Annotated in this window: 28 protein-coding genes and 3 pseudogenes; 15 read left to right on the top strand and 16 right to left on the bottom strand. The window is 61.7% G+C overall.

What is annotated here, in order from left to right; genetic code table 11:
• Nucleotides 1–63 precede the first annotated feature (63 nt).
• Both AC25BC_RS13160 and AC25BC_RS13155 read right to left on the bottom strand, forming a co-directional pair.
• Nucleotides 64–1,719 carry a putative bifunctional diguanylate cyclase/phosphodiesterase gene (locus tag AC25BC_RS13160; RefSeq protein ID WP_012758088.1) on the bottom strand — a complete coding sequence of 552 codons (1,656 nt, stop codon included), beginning with the start codon at nucleotides 1,717–1,719 and terminating at the stop codon, nucleotides 64–66.
• Nucleotides 1,720–1,941: 222 nt separating this feature from the next.
• A complete protein-coding gene (locus AC25BC_RS13155; protein WP_012758087.1) occupies nucleotides 1,942–2,820 on the bottom strand; it encodes a LysR substrate-binding domain-containing protein in 879 nt (292 codons plus the stop codon).
• Between the two features lie 130 nt (nucleotides 2,821–2,950).
• Between AC25BC_RS13155 and AC25BC_RS13150 the strand changes: the two genes are divergently transcribed.
• Complete coding sequence (locus AC25BC_RS13150; protein WP_003541014.1) at nucleotides 2,951–3,337, top strand: ectoine synthase; 387 nt, start codon at nucleotides 2,951–2,953, stop codon at nucleotides 3,335–3,337.
• Nucleotides 3,338–3,511: 174 nt separating this feature from the next.
• Here the strand turns inward: AC25BC_RS13150 and AC25BC_RS13145 are convergent, their stop codons facing one another.
• Both AC25BC_RS13145 and AC25BC_RS13140 read right to left on the bottom strand, forming a co-directional pair.
• The gene (locus AC25BC_RS13145; protein ID WP_041935548.1) at nucleotides 3,512–4,009 is read right to left on the bottom strand and encodes a DUF4168 domain-containing protein; all 498 of its coding nucleotides are present in this window, start codon (nucleotides 4,007–4,009) and stop codon (nucleotides 3,512–3,514) included.
• A gap of 227 nt (nucleotides 4,010–4,236) precedes the next feature.
• On the bottom strand, nucleotides 4,237–4,905 hold the full coding sequence (locus AC25BC_RS13140) for a TetR/AcrR family transcriptional regulator (RefSeq protein ID WP_012758085.1): 669 nt from the start codon (nucleotides 4,903–4,905) through the stop codon (nucleotides 4,237–4,239).
• A 123-nt stretch (nucleotides 4,906–5,028) separates the two neighbouring features.
• Between AC25BC_RS13140 and AC25BC_RS13135 the strand changes: the two genes are divergently transcribed.
• The 5 genes and pseudogenes from AC25BC_RS13135 (at nucleotide 5,029) to AC25BC_RS13115 (ending at nucleotide 7,899) form a co-directional block, all read left to right on the top strand.
• Nucleotides 5,029–5,568, top strand: coding sequence for a GFA family protein (locus AC25BC_RS13135; RefSeq protein ID WP_012758084.1), 540 nt, complete (start codon nucleotides 5,029–5,031; stop codon nucleotides 5,566–5,568).
• Nucleotides 5,450–5,859 (top strand): annotated as a pseudogene (locus AC25BC_RS13130) (DUF6958 family protein). Before AC25BC_RS13135 ends, AC25BC_RS13130 begins: the two are co-directional and overlap by 119 nt.
• 224 nt (nucleotides 5,860–6,083) lie before the next feature.
• Nucleotides 6,084–6,776: a type 1 glutamine amidotransferase domain-containing protein gene (locus AC25BC_RS13125; RefSeq protein ID WP_012758083.1), complete on the top strand. Its 693-nt coding sequence runs from the start codon at nucleotides 6,084–6,086 to the stop codon at nucleotides 6,774–6,776.
• A 45-nt stretch (nucleotides 6,777–6,821) separates the two neighbouring features.
• On the top strand, nucleotides 6,822–7,235 hold the full coding sequence (locus AC25BC_RS13120) for a GFA family protein (protein ID WP_128438359.1): 414 nt from the start codon (nucleotides 6,822–6,824) through the stop codon (nucleotides 7,233–7,235).
• Between the two features lie 220 nt (nucleotides 7,236–7,455).
• The gene (locus AC25BC_RS13115) at nucleotides 7,456–7,899 is read left to right on the top strand and encodes an SRPBCC family protein (RefSeq protein WP_128438360.1); all 444 of its coding nucleotides are present in this window, start codon (nucleotides 7,456–7,458) and stop codon (nucleotides 7,897–7,899) included.
• A gap of 73 nt (nucleotides 7,900–7,972) precedes the next feature.
• Here AC25BC_RS13115 and AC25BC_RS13110 read toward each other — a convergent pair whose 3' ends face one another.
• From AC25BC_RS13110 to AC25BC_RS13100, 3 genes are all read right to left on the bottom strand, one after another.
• The gene (locus AC25BC_RS13110; RefSeq protein WP_128438361.1) at nucleotides 7,973–8,905 is read right to left on the bottom strand and encodes a hypothetical protein; all 933 of its coding nucleotides are present in this window, start codon (nucleotides 8,903–8,905) and stop codon (nucleotides 7,973–7,975) included.
• Nucleotides 8,906–9,081: 176 nt separating this feature from the next.
• Nucleotides 9,082–9,255: a hypothetical protein gene (locus tag AC25BC_RS13105; protein ID WP_164902985.1), complete on the bottom strand. Its 174-nt coding sequence runs from the start codon at nucleotides 9,253–9,255 to the stop codon at nucleotides 9,082–9,084.
• Between the two features lie 257 nt (nucleotides 9,256–9,512).
• Nucleotides 9,513–10,397: an SDR family oxidoreductase gene (locus AC25BC_RS13100; protein WP_128438362.1), complete on the bottom strand. Its 885-nt coding sequence runs from the start codon at nucleotides 10,395–10,397 to the stop codon at nucleotides 9,513–9,515.
• A 91-nt stretch (nucleotides 10,398–10,488) separates the two neighbouring features.
• Between AC25BC_RS13100 and AC25BC_RS13095 the strand changes: the two genes are divergently transcribed.
• The 3 genes from AC25BC_RS13095 (at nucleotide 10,489) to AC25BC_RS13085 (ending at nucleotide 13,993) form a co-directional block, all read left to right on the top strand.
• Nucleotides 10,489–11,313, top strand: a complete 825-nt coding sequence (locus tag AC25BC_RS13095) for a helix-turn-helix transcriptional regulator (RefSeq protein WP_128438363.1) — start codon at nucleotides 10,489–10,491, stop codon at nucleotides 11,311–11,313.
• A 120-nt stretch (nucleotides 11,314–11,433) separates the two neighbouring features.
• Nucleotides 11,434–11,820 carry a hypothetical protein gene (locus AC25BC_RS13090; protein WP_245459798.1) on the top strand — a complete coding sequence of 129 codons (387 nt, stop codon included), beginning with the start codon at nucleotides 11,434–11,436 and terminating at the stop codon, nucleotides 11,818–11,820.
• A 631-nt stretch (nucleotides 11,821–12,451) separates the two neighbouring features.
• Nucleotides 12,452–13,993, top strand: a complete 1,542-nt coding sequence (locus AC25BC_RS13085; protein ID WP_128438364.1) for an Ig-like domain-containing protein — start codon at nucleotides 12,452–12,454, stop codon at nucleotides 13,991–13,993.
• A 108-nt stretch (nucleotides 13,994–14,101) separates the two neighbouring features.
• Here the strand turns inward: AC25BC_RS13085 and AC25BC_RS13080 are convergent.
• Nucleotides 14,102–14,239 (bottom strand): annotated as a pseudogene (locus AC25BC_RS13080) (cell division protein FtsZ); the annotation flags it as partial.
• Between the two features lie 201 nt (nucleotides 14,240–14,440).
• Between AC25BC_RS13080 and AC25BC_RS13075 the strand changes: the two are divergent.
• Nucleotides 14,441–14,653: a hypothetical protein gene (locus AC25BC_RS13075; RefSeq protein ID WP_017961052.1), complete on the top strand. Its 213-nt coding sequence runs from the start codon at nucleotides 14,441–14,443 to the stop codon at nucleotides 14,651–14,653.
• A 124-nt stretch (nucleotides 14,654–14,777) separates the two neighbouring features.
• Here the strand turns inward: AC25BC_RS13075 and ftsZ are convergent, their stop codons facing one another.
• The 3 genes from ftsZ to AC25BC_RS13060 form a co-directional block, all read right to left on the bottom strand.
• The gene (gene ftsZ, locus AC25BC_RS13070) at nucleotides 14,778–15,797 is read right to left on the bottom strand and encodes a cell division protein FtsZ (RefSeq protein WP_012758070.1); all 1,020 of its coding nucleotides are present in this window, start codon (nucleotides 15,795–15,797) and stop codon (nucleotides 14,778–14,780) included.
• A gap of 241 nt (nucleotides 15,798–16,038) precedes the next feature.
• The gene (locus AC25BC_RS13065) at nucleotides 16,039–17,409 is read right to left on the bottom strand and encodes a sensor histidine kinase (RefSeq protein WP_128438365.1); all 1,371 of its coding nucleotides are present in this window, start codon (nucleotides 17,407–17,409) and stop codon (nucleotides 16,039–16,041) included.
• Nucleotides 17,406–18,089, bottom strand: a complete 684-nt coding sequence (locus tag AC25BC_RS13060; protein WP_128438441.1) for a response regulator transcription factor — start codon at nucleotides 18,087–18,089, stop codon at nucleotides 17,406–17,408. The genes AC25BC_RS13065 and AC25BC_RS13060 overlap by 4 nt, the downstream gene beginning before the upstream one ends.
• A 134-nt stretch (nucleotides 18,090–18,223) precedes the next feature.
• Here AC25BC_RS13060 and AC25BC_RS13055 point away from each other — a divergent pair, with 134 nt between their 5' ends.
• Complete coding sequence (locus AC25BC_RS13055; protein ID WP_128438366.1) at nucleotides 18,224–18,712, top strand: hypothetical protein; 489 nt, start codon at nucleotides 18,224–18,226, stop codon at nucleotides 18,710–18,712.
• A 68-nt stretch (nucleotides 18,713–18,780) separates the two neighbouring features.
• Nucleotides 18,781–19,191, top strand: coding sequence for a hypothetical protein (locus AC25BC_RS13050; protein ID WP_128438367.1), 411 nt, complete (start codon nucleotides 18,781–18,783; stop codon nucleotides 19,189–19,191).
• A 361-nt stretch (nucleotides 19,192–19,552) separates the two neighbouring features.
• On the opposite strand, the gene AC25BC_RS13045 is transcribed toward AC25BC_RS13050, so the two are convergent.
• Nucleotides 19,553–20,539, bottom strand: coding sequence for an aldo/keto reductase (locus tag AC25BC_RS13045; RefSeq protein WP_128438368.1), 987 nt, complete (start codon nucleotides 20,537–20,539; stop codon nucleotides 19,553–19,555).
• Nucleotides 20,540–20,719: 180 nt separating this feature from the next.
• Complete coding sequence (locus tag AC25BC_RS13040; RefSeq protein ID WP_128438369.1) at nucleotides 20,720–21,256, bottom strand: ATP-binding protein; 537 nt, start codon at nucleotides 21,254–21,256, stop codon at nucleotides 20,720–20,722.
• A gap of 361 nt (nucleotides 21,257–21,617) precedes the next feature.
• Between AC25BC_RS13040 and AC25BC_RS13035 the strand changes: the two genes are divergently transcribed.
• Both AC25BC_RS13035 and AC25BC_RS13030 read left to right on the top strand, forming a co-directional pair.
• Complete coding sequence (locus tag AC25BC_RS13035; RefSeq protein WP_128438370.1) at nucleotides 21,618–21,998, top strand: VOC family protein; 381 nt, start codon at nucleotides 21,618–21,620, stop codon at nucleotides 21,996–21,998.
• Nucleotides 21,999–22,043: 45 nt separating this feature from the next.
• A pseudogene (locus AC25BC_RS13030) lies at nucleotides 22,044–22,525 on the top strand (cupin domain-containing protein).
• 105 nt (nucleotides 22,526–22,630) lie between these two features.
• On the opposite strand, the gene AC25BC_RS13025 reads toward AC25BC_RS13030, so the two are convergent.
• From AC25BC_RS13025 to AC25BC_RS13015, 3 genes are all read right to left on the bottom strand, one after another.
• Nucleotides 22,631–22,975 carry a response regulator gene (locus AC25BC_RS13025; RefSeq protein ID WP_012758060.1) on the bottom strand — a complete coding sequence of 115 codons (345 nt, stop codon included), beginning with the start codon at nucleotides 22,973–22,975 and terminating at the stop codon, nucleotides 22,631–22,633.
• Nucleotide 22,976: 1 nt separating this feature from the next.
• Nucleotides 22,977–24,446, bottom strand: coding sequence for a sensor histidine kinase (locus tag AC25BC_RS13020; protein ID WP_128438371.1), 1,470 nt, complete (start codon nucleotides 24,444–24,446; stop codon nucleotides 22,977–22,979).
• Between the two features lie 125 nt (nucleotides 24,447–24,571).
• Nucleotides 24,572–25,567: an AraC family transcriptional regulator gene (locus AC25BC_RS13015; protein WP_128438442.1), complete on the bottom strand. Its 996-nt coding sequence runs from the start codon at nucleotides 25,565–25,567 to the stop codon at nucleotides 24,572–24,574.
• Nucleotides 25,568–25,635: 68 nt separating this feature from the next.
• On the opposite strand from AC25BC_RS13015, the gene AC25BC_RS13010 reads away from it, so the two are divergent.
• Entirely contained in the window at nucleotides 25,636–26,004 is a 369-nt protein-coding gene (locus tag AC25BC_RS13010; protein WP_017994543.1) for a DsrE family protein, read from the top strand.
• Nucleotides 26,005–26,073 lie beyond the last annotated feature (69 nt).

Raw genomic sequence — 26,073 nt, 5'->3', positions numbered from 1 at the left:
TTCTGTTGCCTGGGGCGTCAGGTTGATGCATGCGTAGCTAAAGGCACGGCGAAAATCGGTTGTTCACTGTGGTAGCGCCGGGCTTACGGCTGTTTCCGCCCGGGTGATGAATTCGCCAATCGCCTGGACCGGAAGCGGCCTGCTGATCAAATAGCCTTGAAGTCTGTCGCAGCCTACACTGCGCAACCATTCCGCCTGACCTGGCGTTTCAACTCCTTCGGCTGTCACCCGCATGTCGAGGTCATGTGCGAGGTTAATGATGCAGCGGACGATTGCCTGGCTTTTCAGATCGCTTTCGAGGTCGGTGATAAAGTATTTGTCGATTTTGATCGTGTCGAAAGGGAATGTCTTCAGATAGCTGAGCGAAGAATATTCGGTCCCGAAATCATCAAGCGAGATTCGTATCCCTAGCACGTTGAGCGTATTCAGTGTGTCGATATTGTTGACGGTCCGCTCAAGCAGCACGCTTTCGGTTATCTCAAGCTCCAGACGGTCGGGCGGCAACCCGATCAAGTCCAGCGTCTGGGATACCCGATCAGTGAGGCCGCTCGTCAAGAATTCCGCCGCGGACAGATTGACAGCGACGATGTAGTTTTGCGGCCACTTCATCGCCTCGCGACATGCCTGCTCCAAAACCCATGCGCCTATTTCCGGCATCATTCCATCGGCCTCGGCCATCGGAATAAATGCCGCTGGTGGGATTTTTCCAAGGAGAGGGTGGTGCCATCTGAGCAATGCTTCGAAGCCGACTATGCAGCCACCCTCGGCGATGGGTTGGTACTCGACAGAGAATTGCTGTTGGACCAACGCCATGCGAAGGCTGCGGCGCAGCAGTTCGCGTTGTTCCAGCAATTCAAGCATCGAGGGATCAAACGGTTTCGCGCGGCCGCGTCCTTCCTTCTTCGCGGCATAGAGTGCGACGTCCGACGCCTTCATTAGCTGCTCCGGGCTTGTACCGTCCGGAGGAGAAGCAGATATGCCGATGCTGGCACCGACAAACAGTGCGATGCCATCTATCGTGAAGGGCTTTTTGAAAGCATCAACCAAGACTTCTGCTAGCTGATGCCCTTTGGCGGGATGTCCCGGGCCCATGGAAATGACCGTGAATTCGTCGCCGGCCAGTCGATAGGCTCTATCATCGCTGGAAAGGCACGCTTGAATGCGGCTTGCAGCGAGCTGAAGAAGCTTGTCGCCAGCCGGATGCCCAAGCGTGTCGTTCACAGGCTTGAAATCATCAAGGTCGAGTTGCATCAGAGATAGAGCTTCATCCGAGCCCTCCGTCTCCTGTAAGGACACAGCGAGATCCTCACTGAACTGGCGTCGGTTCGGCAGTCCAGTGAGCGGATCGTGGGTGGCCAGATGCAAAAGGGTTGCGCGCTCATCGTCGATAGTCTCCTCGGACCGAACCACGGCAAACAGATCTCCGATCCGATAGATCGTCAGTCCGTGCGACGCTGGCGTGCCAAGATCACCCGATATTCGCAAAGGCTGGGCACTGTCGCCCAATGAACGGAGGGCGAGCGTGATCGCCGATTTGTCCAATTCCGGAAAATGCTCCCAAAACGACGCTGCTGGTTTGACAGAGGCAGGCAGCTCATTGCCCAACAAATTCTCGACGGGATTGAAGTCGCGGTCAAAGAACAAAAGCCGGTCGATCGAGCTCGAAGCTTTTGCCTCCGTTTGTCCGAGGGCCGAGCGGGCCGCACGAATTTTCCGCATGTCCGAGGCTCTCCCTAGTCGCATGTCATAACCAGATATCGTAGCAAATCAGCTCCAACACAACTTGTGCACGCCAAGATTTACATTAGGCATTTCTGATTAACAATCCCCAACTTCTGCCCAATTCGCGCACAGACGGGCTTATGCCACGCCTTTATTACCGCGACCCATTTGCACCCATTGTCTCGGCGTCGACCCTTCGATGGGCTGCGGACGCGGGATCTACGCGCCCGATCTGCACTCCGTCATGAACCAGTCGATAAAGCGGCGCACCGGCTTTTTCGCCCAGCTGTTCGATATGACATAATAGCCGTGGTTTTCTGCCGTCGCGACGCCGGAAAGCACCAGCAGATCGCCGCGTTCGATCTCGCGGCGGAACACCTCGACGGGGCAGAGCGCCACACCGTGGCCGGCGATTACGGCCGTCGCCAACATGTTGAAATCCTGGAATATCGGGCCTCGAAGCGGCCCTGGCGCTTTCTGGCCGGCCTTGCGGAACCACTCCTTCCAGCCATCGACGGATTCGTCGTGCAGCAGATCGGCGCCGGCGAGCGAGACGTCATCGATCGTCCAGTTGCGTTTGGCAAGGTAATGGCCGCTGGCGACGGGCTGGTTGCGGCGCGAGAAGAGCAGGCGGCTTTCCCTGCCGCCGCTCAGATCCTCGCCCATGGTGATCAGTACGTCGAGGCTCTCGTCGTCGAGGCGTTCTTCGGCGCGGGCATAGACGATCCTGACGTCGAGATCGGGGTCGCTTTCCTGGAAGGAGGGCAGGGCGGGGACGAGCCAGCGCGATGCGATTGAGGGAATGCAGCCGACGGTGATGGCGCGCATGTCGTGATCGCGCCGCATATTGCCGGTCGCATGCGCGATCGCCGCCAGCGATCCGGAGACGGCCCGGTAATATTCGCCGCCGGCTGCGGTCAGCGTAATACCGCGGCCCGCTTTCTGCAGCAGCTTGCGGCCGAGCCAGGTTTCCAGATGCTTTATCTGATGGCTGATCGCCGCGTGGGTAACGTGCAGCTCGTCGCCGGCTTTCGAAAGGCTCATCAACCGAGCCGTGGCTTCGAAAGCACGCAATGCGTTTAACGGCGGCAATTGCATTTGTAAAATTTCCTCACAGATGATGCAGAAATCATCATTTGAAAATGCCAGCCATTTCAATAGCTAAATGTTGCCGGCGATGAAAATGAATCATCGCCATATCTTCAATTATTTATCACGGGAACCGGCGATGTTCGTTAGAAATCTGAAAGAGGTGGAGCTCACCGAGCGTTTCGTCGACTGGGGCAACGGCACGAGCCACCGGCTGCTGACCAAAGACGACGGCATGGGCTTTACCGTGTGCCATACCGTCGTTCGCGCCAATAGTGAGGCCTTGCTTCAATACCGCAATCACCTGGAGGCCTGCTATTGCATCAAGGGCGAGGGCGAGGTGGAGGATATGGACGGCAACGTCTTTCCGATCCGCGCCGGCGATATCTACGTGCTCGACAAGCACGACCGGCATTATCTGCGCGGCGGCAAGGATCAGGATCTCGTTCTCGTCAGCATTTTCAACCCGCCGCTGACAGGCACCGAACGGCACGACCTGAACAATAAGAGCGGGTCGCAATACTGAACCAGAGCACGATGCCGAAAAGTGTAAGCGGTTTTCGGACGACGTCCTATTCTAGCCGATCTCTTCGTCGACTGCCGAGATGGAAAGCAGAGCCCGGCAATTGGCGGGCTCTGCTGCCGGCGCGAACGGCAAGACATCCGCAGCCTGTTCATGGCGACTTAAGCGCTACACTGCCTATTGCTGCGGCTGCTGCTGCCCCTGCTGCGGCTGCTCCTGGCCCGGCGGCGGCGTGCCTATCTTTTCCAGAACCTTCTTGGCCAGAGCCGGGTCGCTCTGCGCGGCCGTCAGGATCGACGAATATTCCTCGACAGAGATGTCGGGAGAGGCTTGGACGGTATCGACCATCTGCTTCTTGGCCTCTTCCTGCAGCTGTTGCTTGGTAGTCTCGTCCTTCGTCGCGCCGATCTTGGCCGAATATTCCTGTCTGACCTTGTCGACCTGCAGATAGGCAACGGCGAAGGCTTCGATTTTCTGATCGCTGACGGCTGCCGTCGGACCGTTGCCGCCGGGCTGTCCCTGCATCGGCGGCTGCGCCTGTGCCGGGGGCTGCGCTTGTGCCGGCTGCTGTTGCGCCTGGGCCATGTCGACAGCGGATGCCGGGCTGAAAGCAAGCAGACTGAAGACTGTCGCGCTCAATGCTGCGACAGATGTGTAACGAGTGATCATATTCATTCCTCTTCAAGTGCATGATTTGATTGGCAGCAAGACCGCCTCGGTCGATCGCTCAGCCACTTAAAGGCCGGGCGAGGTCGCGACGATGGAACCTTTAAGAGGGCACGGTGCGGCGGTAACGGGGCGATTTGCTGACGATTGAGCGGCGGCTTTGTGACCGCCGGCCTGTTGGCACGTGCGGAAAATTCAAGTCATTGCCGCTGTGATACCCGGACTTTCGGTGGCGTTCACCGCTTCTCTGGATGCAGAAATGCCGCCAGGAACGTGGTGACGGCCCCCTCGGCGTGGCGGTGAATCTGCTGCTTCGTCGGGATGGCCGCATCGCCCAGCATCATGACCCGGTTGACGGGGTCGGCCATTACCAGCCAGTTGAACTGTGACGCGGCCACCGTTGCATCGGAGAACTGCAGCAGCTTCTTGCCGGCCAATTGTTCGAAAGCGCTGCCCATGACCTCGAGCGCCCGTGCAGGCCCGCGCGCGTAAAGCAGCTTGGCGAGTTCCGGGAAGCGTTGCGCCTCCGCAATCACGAGCCGGCGCAATTGCATCAGCCCGGGCGTCAGGACGATGGTGAGCTGGCGGACGGCGTAGTCAAGGAGGTAGGCTTCCAGCTGAGCGCGATTCTCCACCTGGGGGAGGCCGGTGTGAACGGCGGTATCTGCCTCGCCCATCATCTGGGTGAGCACCGCGACGAACAGTGCCTCCTTGCTGGAGAAGTGTTTGTAGACCGTCTGCTTGGACACGCCGGACCGACTGGCGATCTCGTCCATACTGGCTCCGGCATAACCGGTGCTCAGAAAGACTTCGGCCGCGGCACCGACGATCGCCGCCTGTTTGCGCTCCGAACGAGTGCCAGCCCGCCCATGGGCCAGGTCGGCTTCCATACCCGGTATCAACATTCTCGATCTCCGCTCCAACCCTACTTGACACGATCAAACTGAACCGTCTAGTTCTTATAACGGAACCAAACGGTCTAGTTTGATTTTGCGGCTATCCAGCGATCCTCAACAGCGAGCGATGTCATGAACAACAAGACAACCCATCTGACCTGTGCCTGCGGAACCTTTCACCTCGAAGTGCGCGGCGCCCCGATCATCAGCGCGGAATGCCACTGCAAGAGCTGCAGTGACGCGGCTGGCAGGCTGGAGTCGCTTCCCTTGCCGAAGGCGATCCGGACGATCCATGGCGGTACGCGTTACGTGCTTTATCGCAAGGATCGGATCAGCCTTTTGGCCGGAACCGAAAACCTGCAGGAGTTCCGCCTCGGACCCAATGCTTCAACGCGACGTGTCCTGGCGTCCTGCTGCAACACGCCCATTTTTCTGGAGTTCAAGGGCGGCCACTGGCTTAGCTTCTACGGCAATCTCTGGAAGCAGGACGAGCTTCCACCCCTCCAATTGCGCACGATGACCCAGAATGTGCCCGATCGCGCGAGTGTGCCCGATGACGTGCCTTCCGGCGCACTGGCGACGGCCGGCTTCTATGGCAGACTTCTCACCGCGTGGATTGCGATGGGCTTCAAAGTCCCCGACATCACTGTCAAAGGAGCTATCGATGCCTGACGACGAAAAAATCCTCATTGAAAGCATAACCTCGCCGCACCATACGGAGCGGGTCAACAAGGCCAAATACATGGCAATGCGCCACGCTTTGCTGGCCGCACTCCCCGCGCAGGCACCCGGATTGACTGTGGCAGAGGCAAATATCGCCATCCTGCCGCACCTCTCCGAAGTCGAATTTCCCAGCGGTTCCAAGGCCGGATGGTGGTGAAGGCCGTTCAGTTGGATCTGGAAGCCAAGGGCATCATCCGGCGTGGGCCGGGAAAGCCGGTCAGGCTTTTCAAATGCCTTTGATACACCTGTCGGCTCAGCCCAGCGAACGGATGTCGCGGGCGACCTCCGTTGTCTGGTTAGGCTTCGGCTAAAGCAATTCTAGCAAACGCCGCGCGGGAGAGCTTGTTTCGCAGCGCAGCCGCTCTATGTCCTCTCCCGTTTCAGCATGAGATTGCAGGCAGTATTTCACCGTAAATCCGGGTGCCGACGGCGTTGTCCGCCGGCCGGCTTGAAGGAGCTGAGCAATGAAAATTCTCATGGTTCTCACATCGCATGATCAGTTGGGAAACACCGGCAGGAAGACGGGATTCTGGCTCGAGGAGCTTGCTGCTCCTTATTTGGTTTTCCGCGACGCCGGGGTCGATATCACACTCGCTTCGCCGAAGGGCGGCCAGCCTCCGCTCGATCCGAAGAGCAATGAGCCGGCCTTCCAGACGGAAGACACGAGACGGTTCGAACGAGACGCGGCCGCAATGGGGGCGCTCGCCAACACGCTGAAGCTGTCCGACATCAACCAGGCGGACTATGAAAGCGTGTTCTTCCCCGGCGGGCACGGTCCGCTTTGGGACTTGACGAACGACCGCAATGCGCTGTCGCTCATCGAGGACATGCTTTCGGCGGGAAAACCTGTGGCGCTCGTTTGCCATGCACCCGGTATCCTGACGAATGTGAAAGCGCCGGATGGAAAGCCCATCGCCAAGGGCCGGGCCGTCACGGGATTCACCGATTCGGAAGAAGAGGCTATGCATCTGGTCGAAGTCGTTCCCTATCTGCTCGAGGACGTGCTGAAAGAGCAGGGCGCAAAGTTTTCGAAGACGGCGGATTGGGGCGTGCATGTCGTCCAGGACGGCCTGCTGATCACCGGCCAAAACCCGGCCTCGTCAAGGCAGGGCGCCCGGACGCTGCTTGATGCCTTGAAAAAGCAGGCCGCGGCTTAAGCACAATCGCAAACGTTCGAATACGGGATGGGAGGGGCACGTGACATGACCAGGAAATATTCGGGGCAATGCGCCTGCGGCGCAGTGAGATTTGCCTTCGACACGGACCCGAACTTTGTCGCCAATTGCCATTGCCTGGACTGCAAGAGGGCAACGGGCGGCGAGGCCGCCACGTTCTTCGCCGTGCCGCAGGACGATTTCACCGTGATCAGCGGCTGTCCGAAGGCGTTTCATTACATCGCCGATTCAGGCAAAGGGCTCGACCGCAACTTTTGCCCCGATTGCGGCGCCCGATTGTTCAGCAGCAACCTGGAGAGCTTCCCCGGCCTCGTCTTCGTGACGCTGGGCAGCCTCGACCGGCCCGAACTGATCAAGCCGGGGGTCGAAATGTTCACCCGGCGGCGGCTCGCCTGGGCAAGGCCGCTCGATCTTCCGCAGTTCGATGGTATGCCTGGCTGAGCGGCGATACCCCTAAAGCACGTCGCAATCTTTCAGATTCGCTGCTTGCGCTTTAGGTCTTTGTTTCCGCGCATATCGTTATCGCAAAACCACTGGGCACTTTTGCGCGACATGCTCTGGAGCAATTTTTCTTGAAGAAAAATTCGATCCGGTGTCGGATTGGCCAAGCCGCGCCCGTCCTAGGTTCGTCCATTCCGTAAATCCAAAAAGGATCACGACCATGCCGAGTACCATACGCCTGCACCGCGTTCTGGCGACCAGCCCGGAGAAAGTCTATCGCGCGTTCCTGGAGGCGGACGCGCTTGCCAAGTGGCTTCCGCCGAACGGCTTCCTCTGCACCGTGCACCATTCAGAGCCGGTTGTCGGCGGCACGTTCAGAATGTCATTCCGCAACTTCACGACGGGCAATAGCCACGCCTTCGGCGGCGAATATCTCGAGCTCCTCCCGGGCGAACGCCTGCGCTACACCGACAGGTTTGACGACCCCAATCTGCCTGGTGAGATGGAAGTCACCGTGACGCTAAAGAAGGTTTCGGTCGGCACCGAGGTGGATATCGTGCAGGCCGGCGTGCCTGATGTCATTCCGCCCGAGGCTTGTTATCTCGGCTGGCAGGAGTCGCTGCGAAACCTCGCCAAGGTCGTCGAACCAGACATCCAGGAATAGCACAAGATTGCGCCGGCCGGGCGACAAGCGCTGGGCATTTGGCGCGCGGCATTGGTGCCCGACATTGGCGACATCAATCAATCCTCATGCCGCGTTTGGCCAGGGCGTTGCGGGCGGCCGCAGCGCCCCAGTCGTCGGAAAGGTCCTGCCCGTCGATTTCGGTTTCGGCGATCGGCGTTGCACGGATCAGCGGTACGGGGCCGAAAGGCAGGCCGTCGATGCGCCCGGGGTCGCGGCTGAGCATGATGCGGGTCATGGGGCGGTAATCCTCGGTCAGCCGGCAGAACAGAATGCAGCCGTGCTTCTCGACGTCACGGGCGACGCGATAACCGTCTGCCACGAGGTCGCCGATGTTGATCAACAGGTTCGCCCAGTTTTCGATCCCGGCCGCCTCCAACGTCGCGGAGTCGAATTCCATGAAAAGCTCGCGTTCGACGCCGTTCTCCGGCTCGGATATGCCGGCCCAGGGGGTCGACAGCCCGTCGGTAGCAAGTGTCAGCCTTCCCGGCGCATGGATGGCGAGGATGCGGCGATGCGGGCCGAACCATTTTGTCTGGGCGTGAATGTTGGCCGTTCCGCGCTCAGCGGCAAAGTCCTCCTGCACTGTACCGCGGCTCTGCCAGAAGGCGCGCCGGACAGCGGCGGTGGTTCCGTAGATCGGGTCGTCAGGCCCTCGCGGCACGATCGTCCGGTCATAGCTCGTTTCGAGCGTGATCTCTCCCCGCATGAAGGGAAACTTCGGCTTCTTCCACTGGATTACTACCTTGTTAAAGCGGGGCACCCCTGATTCCCCCAGCTTTTCGATGACATCCGAGATGATATCGAGCGGATGCCTGGAGGCCTCCGGGACATAATTTCCCTCGGCATCGCGGTAGCCGCCCGTCCGGGAGGAATGCCCCGCCTGCATCGTGGTGGCTGTCCATTCGCCGCTGACCGCGCCCGCCGGCGCTTTGCCGAGAGCGGGCGCAAGTTCCCGGATCGCATCGTCAATCGAATAGGATGCCACGTCGCCCCTCCACCTTCGCCCAAAGATTGTATCCCCCGCGCCCGGTCGGCCGCGAGCAGAAGCTAGCGCTGAGGCGTCGCCGATCAATAGCGAGGTGGATGGCGTGAGCAGGGGAGGCGCCCAGATCCCTGGGCGCAGGAGAATTCTTTACTTCGGTGAGGTGAGGCCTGCGGCGCTTATTTGGTTCCGTCGTTCGGCCGCGCCTTGGCGCTGTCGTTGCTGGTCGACGAGGCGGTTTTTCCGTCCGGTTGCTGCCCGAAATATGTGCCGCCGAGATGGCCGCCGGCGCTGGTGTTCTTGACCTGCTGTTCGGCGCGTTTCTGAAGTTCACGAACGTTGGTCTTGCTCATTTTCGGCTCCATGTTTGAGGTGGACCAATGGTCAACCGATGGCGGACGACACTGTTCCATATTTTCTGGCGGCCGGGCATCCTCCAACGCTCGGTATTGAAAGCGGCATCCGCTACGGCCCTCATCCTGAGGCGCGCAGCCCACAGGGCGGAGCCTCGAAGGACGCGCTCCAACGCTGCTCCTTGCATTCCTTGGAGTGTCGGCGCACCCGGCTCGTCCTTCGAGGCCCTGGGCGCCCCAGCAAGGATAGGGCTCTCTTAAAAATAGGCCGGGTGGTCGATATCGGCGAGCAGGCCGGGTTCCTGCGGCTGCCAACCAAGAAGCGTGCGAGTGTGCTCGCTCGATGTGGGCACATCGATGCCGGCGAACATGGCGAACCAGCCGAAATGCTCGGCCGCTTCTTCCCGTGAGAGCGAGACAGCGGGCACATCGAGCCGCCGGCCGATGACCTCGGCGATCTGCCTGAAGGCAACTCCCTCTTCGGCGACTGCCAGGAACGGGCCGCCGACGGCGCCGCGCTCCAGCGCCAGGCGATAAACCCGGGCGGCATCGAGCCGGTGCACGGCCGGCCAGCGGTTCTGCCCTTCGCCGATATAGGCCGAGACACCCGTGCGCCGGGCCAAATCGATCAGGATCGGCACGAAGCCGTGGTCGCCATGGCCATGCACCGAGGGCGGGAGCCGGACGGTGGAGGCGCGCACGCCACGCGCGACAAGCGATACCGCGGTGATTTCGGAGGTGCGAGGGTAGGTCTCCGACGTCGGCATGGGCGGATCCTTCTCGGTGCCAACACGTCCGGGGGCAAAGCCGAGACCGGCTGTGACCAGCAGCGGACGATCGGAGCCTTGGAGGGCTTCGCCGAGCGCCTCGATGGCGCGCCGGTCGGCGGCGCAGTTTTCGGCGAATTTCGAGAAATCATGGTTGAAAGCCGTGTGGATCACGGCGTCCGCCTCAGCCGCACCGCTCTTCAGACTTTCGAGATCATCGAGCGTACCGGGATGGACCTCGGCCCCGGCTGCCGCCAGTTGATCCGCTCCCTTGTCCGAGCGGGTGAGGCCGAGCACCTGATGGCCGGCGGCGATCAATTCATTGACGACGGCCGAGCCGACCCAGCCGGTGGCTCCAGTGACGAATACGCGCATGTGATATCTCCAGTTTTTGCTGGAGACACATATCGGCTCTGCCTGTATCATGGTAAAGTAGTGATATTATCATGGTATAAAGGCTAACAGGATGGGTGAATTTGTCACCTCGGATAACCGGCTCGGCGCCTATCTGAAGGGGCGCCGCGTCAGGCTCGATCCCGCCGCCCTCGGTTTTGCGGGGGAGCGGCGGCGCACACCGGGTCTGCGGCGCGAGGAGGTGGCGAGCCGCGCCAATATCAGCCCGACCTGGTACACCTGGCTGGAGCAGGGGCGCGGCGGTGCGCCGTCTGCCGACGTGCTCGACCGGATCTCTCGCGCGCTGATGCTGACGGATGTCGAGCGCGAGCATCTCTTCCTCATCGGCCTCGGCCGCCCGCCCGAGGTGCGCTACCACAGGCAAGAGGGCGTGACGCCGAGGTTGCAGGGCGTGCTCGATGCGCTCGACCCGAGCCCGGCGCTGATCCGCAACGCCATCTGGGACGTGATTGCCTGGAACAGGGCGGCGACTGTGCTTCTAACCGATTACGGCGCGCTGCCGCCGGAAGAGCGCAACGTGCTGCGCTTCATCTTCCTCGATCCGCGCGTGCGCGCCGCCCAGTACGACTGGGAAAGTGTCGCCCGCTTCGTCGTCGCCGCTTTCCGCGTGGATGCGGCCCGCGCGGGTGCTGCGGCCGAGGTCGAGCCCCTCGTCGACGAACTCTGCCGCAAGAGCCCCGAATTCCTGGCGATGTGGCGCGACAACGACGTGCGCACCCACGGCGAGGGCGCCAAGCACATCAAACACCCCATCCTCGGCGCACTCGCTTTCGAATATTCCGCCTTCCAGGTGGATGGCCGGCCGGATCTCAGCATGGTGGTGTACAACCCGGCGACGGCGGAGGATGGGGCGAAGATCAAGGGGTTGGTGGGGTGAGGCGAGGGCGGTTGGTCGATCGATGATATAGCGATCTTCATCGCCTCAATCCGGACAAATCTGCCGTCATGCTGTGCATCGACGCGTGCAAGATTTGAGCCGTGCGGATGGGGGATTTCAATGAATTCATATCGTGCCGTGGCCTTGGTCGCCGGGTTGGTCTTGATGGCGTTGTCGGCTTCGGCGGCATCCGCCTGCAGTTGCAAAGAAATGTCCGATAAGGAGAAATTTGCCAGTTCCGATCTGGTCGTAAGGGGCCGCATGAAATCGGTGACAGTTGGCGTCGGTATGCCGGATCCGCAAGCGAGGCGTGAAATACCGCGGATAACGAGCGGTGAGTTTGAAATCGAGAGGGTGCTGAAGGGGACCTTCAAAGGTAATACAGTGCCGATTTACACGGGTTTCGGCACCGGAGACTGCGGCAGGCTCGGGGAGTTCATCGGGGCGGGCCTATATTTATCCCGACAAGAAAATGAGCGTTGTCGAATTCGGGCTCTCAAAGTCTGAATTTGAAGGGCAAACCTTCTATTTCAGCGGGATCTGCGACTATGCGAAGTTTCCCGAGCAGTAACGGCGGGTTTGGGCATAAGGGATCGCTGCCGTCCGCCTCGTCCTTCGAGGCTCCAGCCTTCGGCTTCCGCGCCTCACGATGAGGCTCTCTTGAGCACTCGCGCGGCATCCTCCATCCTCCATCCTCCCTCATGCTGAGGTGCTGAGCCGGCATGGCGAAGCCTCGAAGCGCGCGCCGCAACGCTGCTTCTCGCATTTAGCCGATCGCCGCACACCCAGCCTCACCTTCTAGGCCGCTGATGGGCGCCCACTTATCTTCCCTCATTCCTGTGCTCGTCACAGGAATCCAGCCAAGGCGCGTCTGCGCTGCGAATGACTTTCTTCCAGGCAAGGAGCCTTTGCGCCCAAGGACTTGGGCGTACTGGATTCCTGTGACGAGCACAGGAATGAGGGAGTTGGAATAGCGCCCTCGCTCAGATTCTCCGCCTCTTGTTAGGGCGAAGCCCCAAAGTATAACAAAATTGTAAAAACCTAAAATACTACTCTTGATAGAAAATTTATTGACCAATCCGATCTCAGCTGCTTTCCTCCGATAGACTAAGGCGAATGGATCTTGAAGGAGATATCCATGACAGAGCTTGCAAAACCTGTGGCGGTCGATGATGTCAGCAGCGCTTCCGAGAATGACGTGATCTCGGGCAATCTGCTGGATAATGATCTGGCCGGGGGCTCCGGCAACATGTTCCTCAACTACTTCGATGGCGAGCGAGTTCTTGCCAAGACGGCCGGGCAGGTCACCGATATCGAGGGTGAATACGGCACGTTCCACGTTAGGGCCGACGGCTCTTATACCTATACGCTGAACGAGGCTGCCAAGGCGGGCTTCGTTGACGGGATGACGCTGACGGAGACGATCGGTTACAAGATCTCCGACGGCGCCGGCAATACCGATGTCGGCCATTTCACGCTCGACATTCACGGGGTCACGAGCCCGCCGGTCGCGGTCGACGACGCCTTCTCCTTCCGCGAAGGAAGCGAGATGGCCCGCAACGTGTTCGCCAATGATCACGCGGGAGAGGCGGGCACGCTCTTCCTGCGCTCGGTCGAGGGCACCAGCATTCCTGCCGGTCAGGGGCAAGGGCAGACGACTGACGTGGCGGGTGAATTCGGCACCTTCCATTTCGCAGGCGATGGGAGCTTCACCTACGATCTCAATCCGGCCGTCAAGGCGGGCCTCGACGATGGCGAGCATGTCACGGAGAAACTCCAATATTACAAGGTCTCTGACGGCGCCGGTCACGCAGATGCCGGCGTGATCACCCTGACCGTCGACGGCGTGACGGACGGGAAGTCGTTGAACACCAATCATGTCGAGGCCCAGGCGGATGTGGTGCGCCCCTTCCTGGACCATTACGAACTCCAGGGGGTCGCGGTCGATCCGCTAACGGGCAAGTATTACGTCAGCTCCGGCCATGGTTTCCCGGATGATTCCATGGTGAGCATTTACGACAACGCCGCGGCATTCGAAGCCGACCATGCCAGCGGCGCCATCTCTCTCGGCGACTATGACAAGGGCGAATATGACATCGGCGGAACCTATTTTTCGGTCCGCGGCGGCGAGATCATCGGCCGAACCAACGAGGCGAGAGGCGAGGAGGACCCTTTCCCCGATCAGACCTATCTCGCAAAGTGGGATGCCGCCGACGGATCGTCCGATCAGCGGGGGGACCCGATCCCGAGCCTTATCGGCGAGAATTGGGCGGGTACGTTCGACTGGGGTGGATTCACGGCCGTCAATACGATGCAGGATTCGACCGGCATCTACGTCGTCGGCCGCATCGATGATTCCACCTGGCAGGTCTCCAAAATCGATCCCGACACGCTAAACCCGATCGAGTCCAAGACCTTCGCTGCCGGCGGGCTCGGATACGGCTTTGCCGTCGACGGCACGTTCTTCTTCGGCGATTCCTCCAACAGCGAGCATATCGGCACGGCCTTCGACTTCGAAACCGGGGTCAAGACAACGGTCGACGTCAACATCGCCATACCGGGAGACGACTTGATCACCAACGTGGTCTATGACTCAGCGGCGGATAATCTCTACCTCACCAACACCGGGACCGACGAAATCTCCGTGGTGCACAATATCTCGGACATACTCTTCGCCTGACGATCTTTGCTAGCCGAATGCCAACGCCGCCCCGCCCGTTTTCCACAGGGCGTGGCGGTGTTTATCCACTCAGCGCCGTGGTGAACAGAGCAGCATAACAGTGGCCACTTACTGCAGCGTGCGCGTCTGGATCTGTTCGGCCGCGTGAGGCGCGGATGCGGGCAGTGGGCTGCCTTCCAGGCCGGTCGCCACCACCGAAACGCGGAACTTGCCGTCGAGGCTGCGGTCGAAGATCGCCCCGACGAGGCGTCTCCGGCTGTCCCGACAGCAAGAGCGGCCGACGCCTTCAGCCGGCCGCGTGGACGGGTTTCGGCCGATGATCTGGAACCATGATCCCGCCGTACTGTTTAACTGGAAGGCGCGGAAGCGCCGATAACGGGGATGCCGATTGCCGGCCAACCCGGTAACGACGATCGGCCTTTCGGTTCGCCTATGGAGGAACACGACATGCAAACGACCCGATCGAAAGAACTGGCGGAGGAATACCTGCGGCTTGGCGGCAAACGGCTGGCGAAGATCGATGACAATATCGTCAAAATCCGCCACTGGGAGGATGACACGCCGGAGGCCGAGGCCTTCTGGCAGAAGCACATTGAGCCGCTGGATGACAAGCGCCGCGTAGAGGTCGTAACGCACCTTCCCACGATCAACGACAGGTGATCGCGAATCAACGACCGGTGATTGCGGCGATTTCCCTGGAGCGCATGACATTGACGCACGACAGCGCCGCACGTCTGAAAAGACGCGGCAGGCTGTTGTGCTCGGATATGTTGCGGCGCTGCGCTTACTGCAGCGTGCGCGTCTGGATCTGCTCGGCGGCGTGAGGCGCGGATGCGGGCAGCGGGCTGCCTTCGAGGCCGGTCGCCACCACGGAGACCCGGAACTTGCCGTCAAGGCTGCGGTCGAAGATCGCGCCGACGACGATATCGGCGTCTTCCTGCACTTCGTCACGAATGCGGCTTGCCGCCTCGTCCACTTCGAACAGCGTCATATCCGACCCACCGGAGATCGAGATCAGCACACCCCTGGCGCCCCGCATCGAGATATCGTCGAGAAGCGGGTTGGCAATTGCCGCTTCCGCCGCCTTCATCGCGCGGCTCTCACCGGAGGCTTCGCCGGTACCCATCATCGCACGGCCCATGCCTGACATGACCGACTTCACGTCGGCAAAATCGAGGTTGATCAGGCCTTCCTTGACGATCAGATCGGTTATGCAGCCGACGCCGGCATAGAGCACGCGGTCGGCCGTCATGAAAGCATCGGCGAACGTCGTTTTGGCATCAGCGATGCGGAAGAGGTTTTGATTGGGAATGACGATGACCGTATCGGCCGCCTGGCGAAGCGCCTCGATGCCGATTTCCGCCATCCGCATGCGGCGGTTGCCTTCGAAGGTAAAGGGCTTGGTGACCACGCCGACCGTCAGGATGCCGGCGGCACGCGCAGCGCGGGCGATGACAGGTGCAGCACCCGTGCCCGTTCCACCGCCCATGCCGGCGGTGACGAAGCACATGTGCGAGCCGGCCAGGTGATCCATGATCTCATCGAGCGACTCTTCGGCAGCCGCATGGCCGACCTCCGGCAACGAACCGGCGCCGAGACCCTCCGTTACATTCGCGCCAAGCTGGATGCGGCGCGTCGCCTTGGAGGTGGCCAGCACCTGAGCATCCGTGTTCGCAGCGACGAATTCGACGCCCGCCAGCTTTTCCGCGATCATATTGTTGATCGCATTGCCGCCACCGCCACCGACGCCAATGACTGTAATATGCGGCCGTAGTCCAGAAATGCCGCTCTTGGCGTCCGTCATCGCGCTCTCCTTTGATGCTTCGTTCATGCCCACCCTCGTATGCGGACGGCGAATCGGGCGTCAGGATACGCGAGCAACAAGGCAGAGGCGAGACGAAAGACGTCTCGGCGAGAGGGTGATGATCGGGAAGGGAGTTGGGTTGCGGTCCTGAGAGAAGGGCATCAGAGAAGGTCGAGCGTTGCGGAGAAGACAAGTATCGGTCGATATCCATCTTCACCGCCCAATCAAACCACCCAAAATCCTACCCCACCACTTGCACCGCCACCGGCAAACACAACACACTTCGCAACCCCACTGCCCCATTCGCCTCCAGCACCAGCGACCCGCCATACAACTCCGCCAGCTCGCTGACGATACTCAGCCCAAACCCATTGCCCGGCACGTGTTCGTCCTCCCGCACACCGGGCAGCAGCACGGCATCCAGCCGATCCGGCGGTATTCCCGGGCCGTCGTCCTCGACGGTGATGCGGGCGGTTGGGCCGTCGCGGTGGGCGCGGAGGGTGACGTGGGAGGTGGCCCATTTGAAGGCGTTGTCGATCAGGTTGCCGAGCATTTCCTCGACATCGCTTTCGTCGCAGGCGACGCGCAGGCCCGGCGCGATATCGGTGTCGAAGGCGATGTTGCGCTCGGCGTGGATCTGGCCGATCGCCCGGTGCAGATCGGCGACCGAAGTCGCCACGTCGGTGCTGGCGACATTGTCCGACGAGGCCATCACCCGGCGGGCGGCGGCGAGGTGGTGTTTGATCCGGTTGTCGATGCGGGCGGCGAGGCTGCGCAATGCGCCCTGCGGATCGTTTTGCTCGTCGAGCGCCAGCAGCAGGCTCGCCACGGGGGTCTTAAGGCCGTGGGCGAGATTGGCGAACTGGATGCGCGTTGCCGCGAGCCTCTCTTCGTTGGCTGCCAGCAGCGCATTGGTTTTCAGCGAGAGCGGCGCAAGCTCGACGGTTGCCTCATCGGGCAGGCGGGCGCGTTCTCCCCGGTTGATGGCATCGATATTGGTTGCCATGGATTTCAGCGGGCGCAGGCCGAAGCGGATCTGCCAGAGCGTGCCGGCCATTAGCACGAGGCCGAGCAGCAGCATGCAGGGCACCAGCCAGAAGAGCGCGCGGAACGCCGGGCCGACGAGGGCGATCATTGGCGCCGTCGCGGTGATCGTCAGCGTCATGCCGTCAATGCTGCGCACGGCCTGGCGAAGATAGAGCGGCCCTCTTCCTCGATCGCCGCCACTGCCTGATGTCGGCATGCCCATCAGCACATGGCGCAGGTCCTGCCGGGGTGGCGGCGCGTCTATCGTGCCGTTCATCAGGGAGCGGGAGGTCAGGCGCTGTTGCCCATCGTCAATCTGCCAGTACCAGCCGGAGGAGGGGCGGTCGAAGGGCGGCGCGTCGAGCGGGGCGGACAGCGCGATCCTTCCCTCGGCGTCGCGGGTCACGGCAGCGGCCAGGGCGCCGATCTGGATGTCCAAACGCTGGTCGACCTGCTCGCGCACCACCGTTTTCAGCGCCAGCCAGAGCACGATGGCAGCAACGACAAGCGCCAGAGTCACGAAGATGCCGGAGAACATCAGCAGCCGGCCGGCGATCGATTTCGGTTTGAGGGAGGGGGCCTTCATGATGCCGACGTCAGCATATAGCCGCGGCCGCGCACCGTCTCGATACGGCCACGCATCGTCTCGATGCGTTCACCGCCGAGCTTCTTGCGCAGGCGGGCGATGATGACCTCGATGGAATTGGAGTCGACTTCGGCATCGCCATCATAGACGCGCTCGGTGAGTTCGCGCCGGTCGACGATCATCTCCTTGCGCAGCATCAGGCAGGAGAGCACCCGCCATTCCAGCGCCGTCAGCTTCAGTGGCAGGCCGTCGAGCTCGAAGGTGCCGAGCTGCGCATCGAAGACCAGCGCGCCGCAGACGAGCCGCGAGGCGGCGTGACCGGACGCCCGGCGCACCAAAGCGCGCAGGCGCAGCACCAGTTCCTCCACCTTGAAGGGTTTGGCAAGGAAATCGTCGGCGCCGGCCTTGAAGCTCGAGACCTTGTCCGGCCAGCCGTCGCGCGCCGTCAGCACCAGAACCGGCAGGTTGCGGTCGCCCTCGCGCCAGCCCTTCAGCACGCTGACCCCGTCGATCTTCGGCAGGCCGAGGTCGAGGATTGCGACATCGAAGAGTTCGGTCAGCCCCGCATGGAGAGCGTCCTCGCCGTTGCGAGCGATATCGACGACGAAGTTCTCCGATCGCAGCACGGCGGCGATCCGGCCGCTCAGGTCTTCGTCATCTTCGACGAGCAGTACGCGCACGGGAAGAACTTTCATCTACGGGAACGGCCCGAAACTATCGGGCCGAGCTTAACTCAATCTGAACGGAGAGGTTCAGGCAGGCGAGGGGGTGGGGCGGCTAGATTGCGGCCATTACTGAAGCAAGGAGCAGATATATGCCGAACGAAGACCAGGACAACGCGCATCCCGAGGGCGCAGCCACGCCCGTGCCGCCAGGACAGCGCCGTCGCCGGCTGGCGATCCCTGTGATCGCGGCCGCCGTGGCGCTTGTCATCGGGGCTGCCGGAGGCGCGAGCGCCGTGAAGATGATGCGTCCCGCGCCCGAGATGGCGCCGCTGACGCCGGTGGCGATTTCGGCCATGCCGGCCACCAGCCTCGTTACCATCAAAGGCAAGGTTGCCGAGATCTACGGCAACAAGTTCGTGTTGCAGGACGAGAGCGGCAAGGCGCTTGTTGAAACCGGCCGGGCTGGCGAGGATGGGGATCTTGTCGCGAAGGACGAAGCCGTCACCGTCCAGGGACGCTTCGACGACGGCTTCGTGCATGCGAGCTACCTCGTTCGTCAGGATGGACGAACGGAAGCGCTGCGTCCGCCGAAAGGTCCGCCGCACAGACGATTTGCAGATTTCGATCACAGGCCGTGACGGGCGTGAACCAAAGCCGCGCTGCGGTGTTTACAGACACGCCTCCTAACTCCGAAAGGAACGCTTCCATGCAACGACTTCTCCTATCAGGCCTTGCCCTTGCAGCACTCGCCGGCACAGCCTTCGCCCAACAGCCGCCCGCTCCGCCATCCGCCGGGACTCCACCGGCAGCGGCTGAACCCGGCTCGCCGCCTCCGCCGCCGTCTCCGTCCACTCCTGATGACGATGAGCAGATGACGGACCGGCCGGATGCGCGGCCGGGAGATCGCCCCGAATACCGCTGGCATGGTCGGAGAGGCGACATGGGCTTCCGTGGTTTCCGTGGTCATCGCCCGCCGCCGCCGCCGTCCAAGGCAGCGCATTTCCGGATCGAGGATGGGAACACCCGGATCGACCTGAAGTGCGCCGAGGACGAACCGATGAAGGTCTGCGCCGATCTGTTGCTGCAAGTGATGGACCGCCTGCAGGGCCAGGACTGATCATCTGCGCTCGAGGCGGATGCCACACGATGATGCCGCCGCCCGCGTTTTCTCGCGGGCGGTTTCAGTTTGGCGCGAACGCCGCCTCGCTCTCCGTCATGTCAGCCTTGTGCCGAGGCTCTGCTGCACCGGTTGCAGATGCTCGGGACAAGCCCGAGCATGACGGAAGAGGGGTTGCCGCGTCCACTCACGCCTGTTGTTGGGTATGCGGCAGCCTCCAACGGCCCTCATCCTGAGGCGCGCAGCCCATAGGGCGGAGCCTCGAAGGACACGCCGCAACGCTGCTCCTTGCATCCATCCAACGCCGGCGCACCAGACAAGAACGTTCGTGCTGTTGCATCGAACGATCGGTGTCGTCGGCTCACCGCGTGACGCGGGCTGCCGATGTTGCGGAGTAGCGGTCGCCGTGGATCTCGATGCCTGAGAAGACCGCGTCGATCTCGGCCAGTTCCTCCGATGTGAAGGTGATGTCGGCGGCAGCGATATTCTCTTCCAGCCGGTGCAGCTTGGTGGTGCCGGGAATGGGGACGATCCAAGGCTTGCGGGCCATCAGCCAAGCAATGGCGATCTGGGCCGCGGTCGCGTTTCTGCGAGCGGCGATGACCTCGATCGCATGGACCACCGGCTGGTTTGCCTTGCGGTTTTCGGCCGAGAGGCGCGGATTGGTCTTGCGGTGATCGTTGCCGCCTTCGAAACTGGTGTTCTCGTCCATCTTGCCGGCGAGGAAGCCGCGGCCGAGCGGGCTATAGGGCACGAAGCCAATGCCGAGCTCTTCGACGACGGGCAGGATTTCCTGTTCCGGGTTGCGCCACCACAGCGAATATTCGCTTTGCAACACGGTGATCGGCTGGACGGCATGGGCGCGGCGGATTGCTTCGACGCCCGCTTCTGACAGGCCGAAATGCAGCACTTTGCCGGCGCCGATCAGATCCTTCACCGTGCCTGCCACCTCTTCGATCGGTACGGCCGGGTCGACCCGATGCTGGTGGAAGATATCGATGCGATCGGTGCGCAGCCGCTTGAGGGCTTCTTCGACGACCACACGGATGCGTTCCGGCCGGCTATCCAGACCAACTTCCGGCCGGCCATCCCTAAAGCCGAATTTCGTCGCGATCACCACCTCATCACGGATCGGCGCCAGCGCCTCGCCGACGAGTTGCTCGTTGGTAAAAGGCCCGTAGGCTTCGGCCGTGTCAAAGAAGGTGACACCCCGGTCGTGGGCCGCCCGCAGGAGCGCGACGGCATCACCGCGCTCCATCGCCGTCCCGCGATGATAGTTCAGCCCCATGCAGCCGAAGCCGATCGCCGATACGTCAGGGCCTCTTTGGCCGAGCTTGCGCTTGATCATTTCAAGTCCTCCTTCCCAGGTTTGATCCCAAGATAGGGCAAAGCCCGGCGGCGATTAGCCGGAGATATCGGCATGAACTCATGAGGTCCGCTCATGAATTTCCCGACTCGCTCGAACCGGGATCGGGTAAGAGAATCCCGGCAATGTCTGCCGCTTGCGCCGAAAGCTGAGGGGCTTGCGTTATGACGCCAGGCGAAACATGCCGCTGTGCGTAGCCTCGATCACCTTGCGCAACGTGTCTTCCCTGTCGTGCCCCTCCGTCGAGACGACATGTTGCTCGAACGGGCCAAGTGATGAGAATTGCTGATGGAGCGCCGCAATAGGGCCGGGATCGGTCAATGTGTCGCCGCCGCGCTCCCGGCAGCGCCGGATGGCGACATCGAGCGACGGGCGCAGAATCACGTAGTGGAGGGGTGCCGCGATTTTCCGGAATGGTTCCAGGAACCACGGCCCGACGATGCCGTCGACGACGACGAAGTAGCCGCCGCCGGCATAGCCTGCCGCCGCCTTCGTCAACACGTCGACGACAACGATATTCTGTTCATGCGCTTCCGGCAGATAGGGCGGGATCACGCCGTTCTTGATGAAATGCCAGAAATCGTCGGAATGAAGATGGACCTTCGGCGAGCCGGGCTCGCGGGCGAGCGCCTCGGCCGTCGTGGTTTTTCCCGAGCCCGGCGGCCCGGTGAGAATGAGAACTTCGCCCGTGTGATCCATCGCGTGGCATTTTCGCACGAAGCAGCATCGTTTCGCAATTAGCCGAAAGGGGGCGGTAATAGCCCGGCATGCCCCCTTCGTTCCGAAGAAGCCGCTGAAGCGGCAGCTACTCCGGCAGTGGCAGCGGAGCGTCGCAAGACGGAGGCATTGGCAGACCTGACGCCCGACCAGCTGAGGGACATCGGTTATCCCCTCCCGTCCATCCCCGCCCGGGACCTTAGGCTGATATTGATGCCGATGTCGAGCGGCCGGAAAGAGTTCATCGCGGGCGGCGTTGGCAGGGTATCGGGTGGGCTTTGTCGGCTTTTCCGCTGCCGGGATTCAACTATGATGGGACGCGGAACGATAGGGAGGGCACGGCATGATCGATCATATCACCATCCCAGTGAGTGACCTGCAGAAGAGCAAATTGTTCTATGAACGCGCTTTCGAACCTCTGGGTTATCGCCTCTCCTTCGGAAAGGAGGGTGTATTCTGGGCCTTCGACGTCGGCGGCAGCCTGTTCGAGATCCAGCACACCGACGACAAGCCGCCTCTGACGCGTTTGCACGTTGCCTTCCGGGTCCAAAGCAGAGCGGAAGTGGAGGCGTTTTATCGGGCCGCGCTCGAAGCCGGCGCTGGGGACAATGGGGCGCCCGGTCCGCGGCCGCAATATAGCGAGAAATACTTTGCCTGCTTCGTTCTCGATCCCGACGGATACAATATCGAAGCCATGATCGACGTGCCTGCGCCGCAAGGGTGACGACGTGAGCGTGGCCCAAAGCCCGTAATCAAGGGGGAGGTGGATATGTCGAGTTTCAGGAACGTCGTCGTCTCTTTGCCCGGCAAGGAGCGCGTGGCGAGGACGCCGTTTGGCGCGAGGATCGTCATCCATGCCACGGCCGCCGAGACCGGCGGCGCGCTCGGGATGTGGGAAACCTTCACGCCGCCCGGTCACGGTCCGGCTCCGCACACGCACACCCGGGAGACGGAAGTCTTTCGGGTCATCCGCGGGCTCTATCGATTCCAATGCGGCGACGAGGCGTTCGACGCGCCTGCGGGAACCGTCGTCGTTCTGCCGCCACATGTACCGCACAGCTGGCGAAACATAGGCGAGGAACCCGGCCAGATGTTCGGACGGTCACGCCAGGCGGCTGCGAGCAAATGTTCATCGATATCGAGGCTTTTGGTGCCGATACGCCCGAGAAAGTCGCGGTGATCGAAGCGCGACTGGGAATCATCAACGACATCACGCTGGCCCTCGGATTGACAGGCCCGCAACCGCGCTGATCGTCCATCAGGGTGTCGATCGGATCCTCAGCCCTGCGCCATCGCCCGCCACAACACGTCTCATTGGGGCGGCTCTTGGACTTGGGCGTCGGCCCCTCTTGGGTCTCAGCCGACACTTTCGATGACAGCGGCAAGGTCGGCAGTTGTGAACGGCTTGGTCAGCACTGGCCGGCCGGCAAAGGCGGGATCGATACCCGCTGGCCCATATCCGGTTGCGAAGGCAAACGGGATACCGCGCTGCTGAAGGACTGCCGCCACCGGGAATGACTGATGCCCGGCCAGGTTCACATCGAGAATGACGAAATCAAGATTTCCATCGGCCGCAACCTCCAGCGCCGAGGGCAAACGCGCGGCTGTCGCGACGACCTCGTGACCGAGGTCCACGAGCATATCCTCGATCATCATGGCGATGGTCATTTCATCTTCGACGACAAGAACACGCTTGGCCATGTCATTCGTTCCGAAGACGGTCTGCCGGAGCGTCGAGGCTGAAGGAAAAACCCCTTTCGGCAAACGAAATCTCCACATTGCCTCCCGTCTCCGCGGCAAGGCCACGCTGTATGAGGACCGTGCCGAAGCCCTTCCGCTTCGGTTGTTCGACAGGCGGTCCGCCATGTTCGTTCCAGTCTATGCGGTAGCGTTGCTTTCCGTCGATGATTTGGAGGGAACATTTGACGCTAACGGCGCCGCCATCATTCGACCATGCGCCATGGCGGACGGCATTCGTGCCGAGTTCGTGAAAGGCCATGGTCAGCGCCAGCGCCGTCTTTGCGGAGACCCGGATTTCGTCTCCGGTCAACTCCCACCGCCCGCCGTCCGGCCGATGCGGAACGGTCGCTTGGTCGAGTGTCTGTTTCAAGGAGGCACTGCTCCACAATTCGCCTGTTAACAGATCATTGGCACGGCCGAGCGACACCAGCCGCGCCGTGAAACTGTCCAGGGCACGAGGGATGTCTTCGGCATCCCGGAAGGTGCGGAATGCGAAAGCCTGCACCATCGCCAGATTGTTCTTAACGCGATGGTTGAGTTCATGAACGACAAGTTCCAGCTGTTGCTGCTTGCGTCGCCGCTCGGTGATATCGGTCGCGGCCCCAAACCATTCGACAATGGCGCCTGGGTCGTTCAAGAGTGGAACAGCCCGTGACAGCACCCACCCGGTGCTGCCGTCGGCGCGGCGGACGCGATGCTCGCATTCGAAAACACCCTTGCTTGATATGGCCTCGTCGATCACCGCCTGGATCGCCGGAATGTCCTCGGGAAACAAATAGACCTCCTGCCACGCGACAGTCGGATTGGCCGTGTCGGCGAGAACGTTGCGTCCGTCGAGCTGCTGCATCTCCTGCCAGTCGGCGCTCATACGGTAGACGATGTCGGTCGTCGCGGTCGTGAACGCCCTGAACCTCTCTTCGCTCTCGCGCAGCCGGCGCTGGGCAAGGACGCTTTTCGTCGTTTCGACAACGATCGCGATGACGCCGGCGGGTTTTCCGCTTTCGTCGAGGACGGGCGAATAGTCGAGGTTCATCCAGACGGGAGCCGGACTGCCGTGCCGCAACAGCGTCAGCTCCTGGTTCTCGTAGGCGAGTGTTTTCCCGGACAGCCCGACTTTCATCACATTGTCATTGAAGTCGGCAATTTCGCTCCAGCCCTCGCGGACCTTGGAACCGAGAAGATCCGGATGACGGCTGCCCGCGAACACGGAGTAGGCGTCGTTGTAGATCATCACCCCGTCTTCGCCCCATAAGAGAACGATCGGCACGGGTGACAGCAAAAGCATATTGGTGGCCGTCTTCAGGCTTTGCGGCCAGAGGTCAAGAGGACCGAGGGGCGTCTTGCTCCAGTCGCGAGCCTGGATCAGTCGGCCAATTTCCCCGCCACCGACAGGAAAGCGAGCTGTGAGTGGCTGAGGGGATTCCGAATCCAAGGCTCGCTCCAGATTTTGATGGTGGATCTAATTAGCGCATCCTTTGATTCTTTCCACCCATGGATGTCACGGCATCTTCCTGCCATCCTCTCTTGAGCATTGGCGCTTGTTGAGCCGATCACCCTCTACGCCCGCGCCGTCGCCCGCCAGGCCGCTGGTGGGGTGGTGAAGGCGCGGGAGAAGGCGCGGTTGAAGGCGGCTTCGGTGGCGTAGCCGGCGTCATAGGCGATCGACGCGATCGGCTGGCCCGAGGTGGCGAGCGCCACGCTTGCGAGGTAGAGCCGCCAGTCCCTTATATAGCGGATCGGTGATGTCGAGAGCATCGCCTGGAAGCGTTCGGCCAGCGCGCTGCGCGACATTCCCGATGCCGCCGCCAGTTGCTCCAGCGACCAATCACGCCTGGGATCGTCGTGAATGAGGGAAAGGCAGCGCGAGAGCGAGGGGTCGGCGAGGGCTGCCAGCCAGCCGACCGAGCTTGGCTCTGCCATCATGATCTGGTGGCGCAGAATTTCGATGAAGATGATTTCGGTCAGCCGCGGTAGCATCGAGACGCCACCGGCACGCGGCCTGTCGACCTCCTCGACCATCTGGCGGATGGTGGCGCGCAGCCAGTCACCGTCATTGGCGGCCCGCGTCCTGACATGGATCAGTCTGGGCAGGGCCTGCCGAAGCGGTGCGAAGCTCAGCCCGTCCCACTGCAGATAGCCGCAGAGCAGCCGTACGCCTTGTGTCTCGTCGCCGTAACGCAGCACGGGAATCTCACGCCATGGCTTCTGCGGCAGGTCGCGGGTCGGCAGCACCAACATGCCGTCTCTTCCCGCGCCGAGCTGATGTCCAGTGCCGAAGGGAAAGACCAGCACGTCGCCGGCTTCCAAATCGGTCTCTTCGTCTTCCGTCTTCAGCCAGCAACTGCCGGCGACGACGATGTGAAACGGCATCGTGCCCGAGGCCTTGGCCGAAAGGCCTGCCAGCGACGGCGTGGCATCGGTCTGCCAGTCGCCCGTCGGCATGAAGCAGAACTGCAGCGACCCCGAAAGGCGGATCGTCGACAGCAGCGCCGACAGCACGTCGTCGCGCGCAACACCCGCAGCGTCTGGATTTTCGGACAAGGCTTCACGCATTCCGGCCAAATACGCGCGCCGCGCGTCCTCCTATCATCAGTGCGTTCAAACCACTGAAGGAGAATACTATGCAAACTCAAAGCGACAAACTGGTGGTGCTCGTGACCAAGGGCATCGAATCCGAACTGTCCTCCGTCGCCTTCACCATTGCCAATGGCGGCATCACCGCCGGGCTGAAGGTCTCGGTATTCCTCACCAGCACCGGGATCGACCTGGTGCGCAAGGGCGGCCAGCGCATGACGCATGTGCCACCGCTCGATCCGCTGTCGAGCCTGATCGAGAATTTCCAGCAGCGCGGCGGCACGATCTGGGCTTGCCCACCCTGTGTGACCTCGCGCGGTTATACGCAGGAAGACTTACTCGACGGGATCGTCATCGTCGGCGCCAGCGCCATGCATGCCGAGATCAAGGAAGGTGCGGCAACGCTGTCGTTTTGACGGTACACGGCTCGGCCGAGGGGGAGTTTGGGCGGCGTCTCCCGCTGGCGTCCTCAGGCTTTTCAGGCC

The sequence above is a fragment of the Rhizobium sp. WSM409 genome (assembly GCF_057653825.1).
This window is presented reverse-complemented; position numbering and strand designations above follow the sequence as displayed.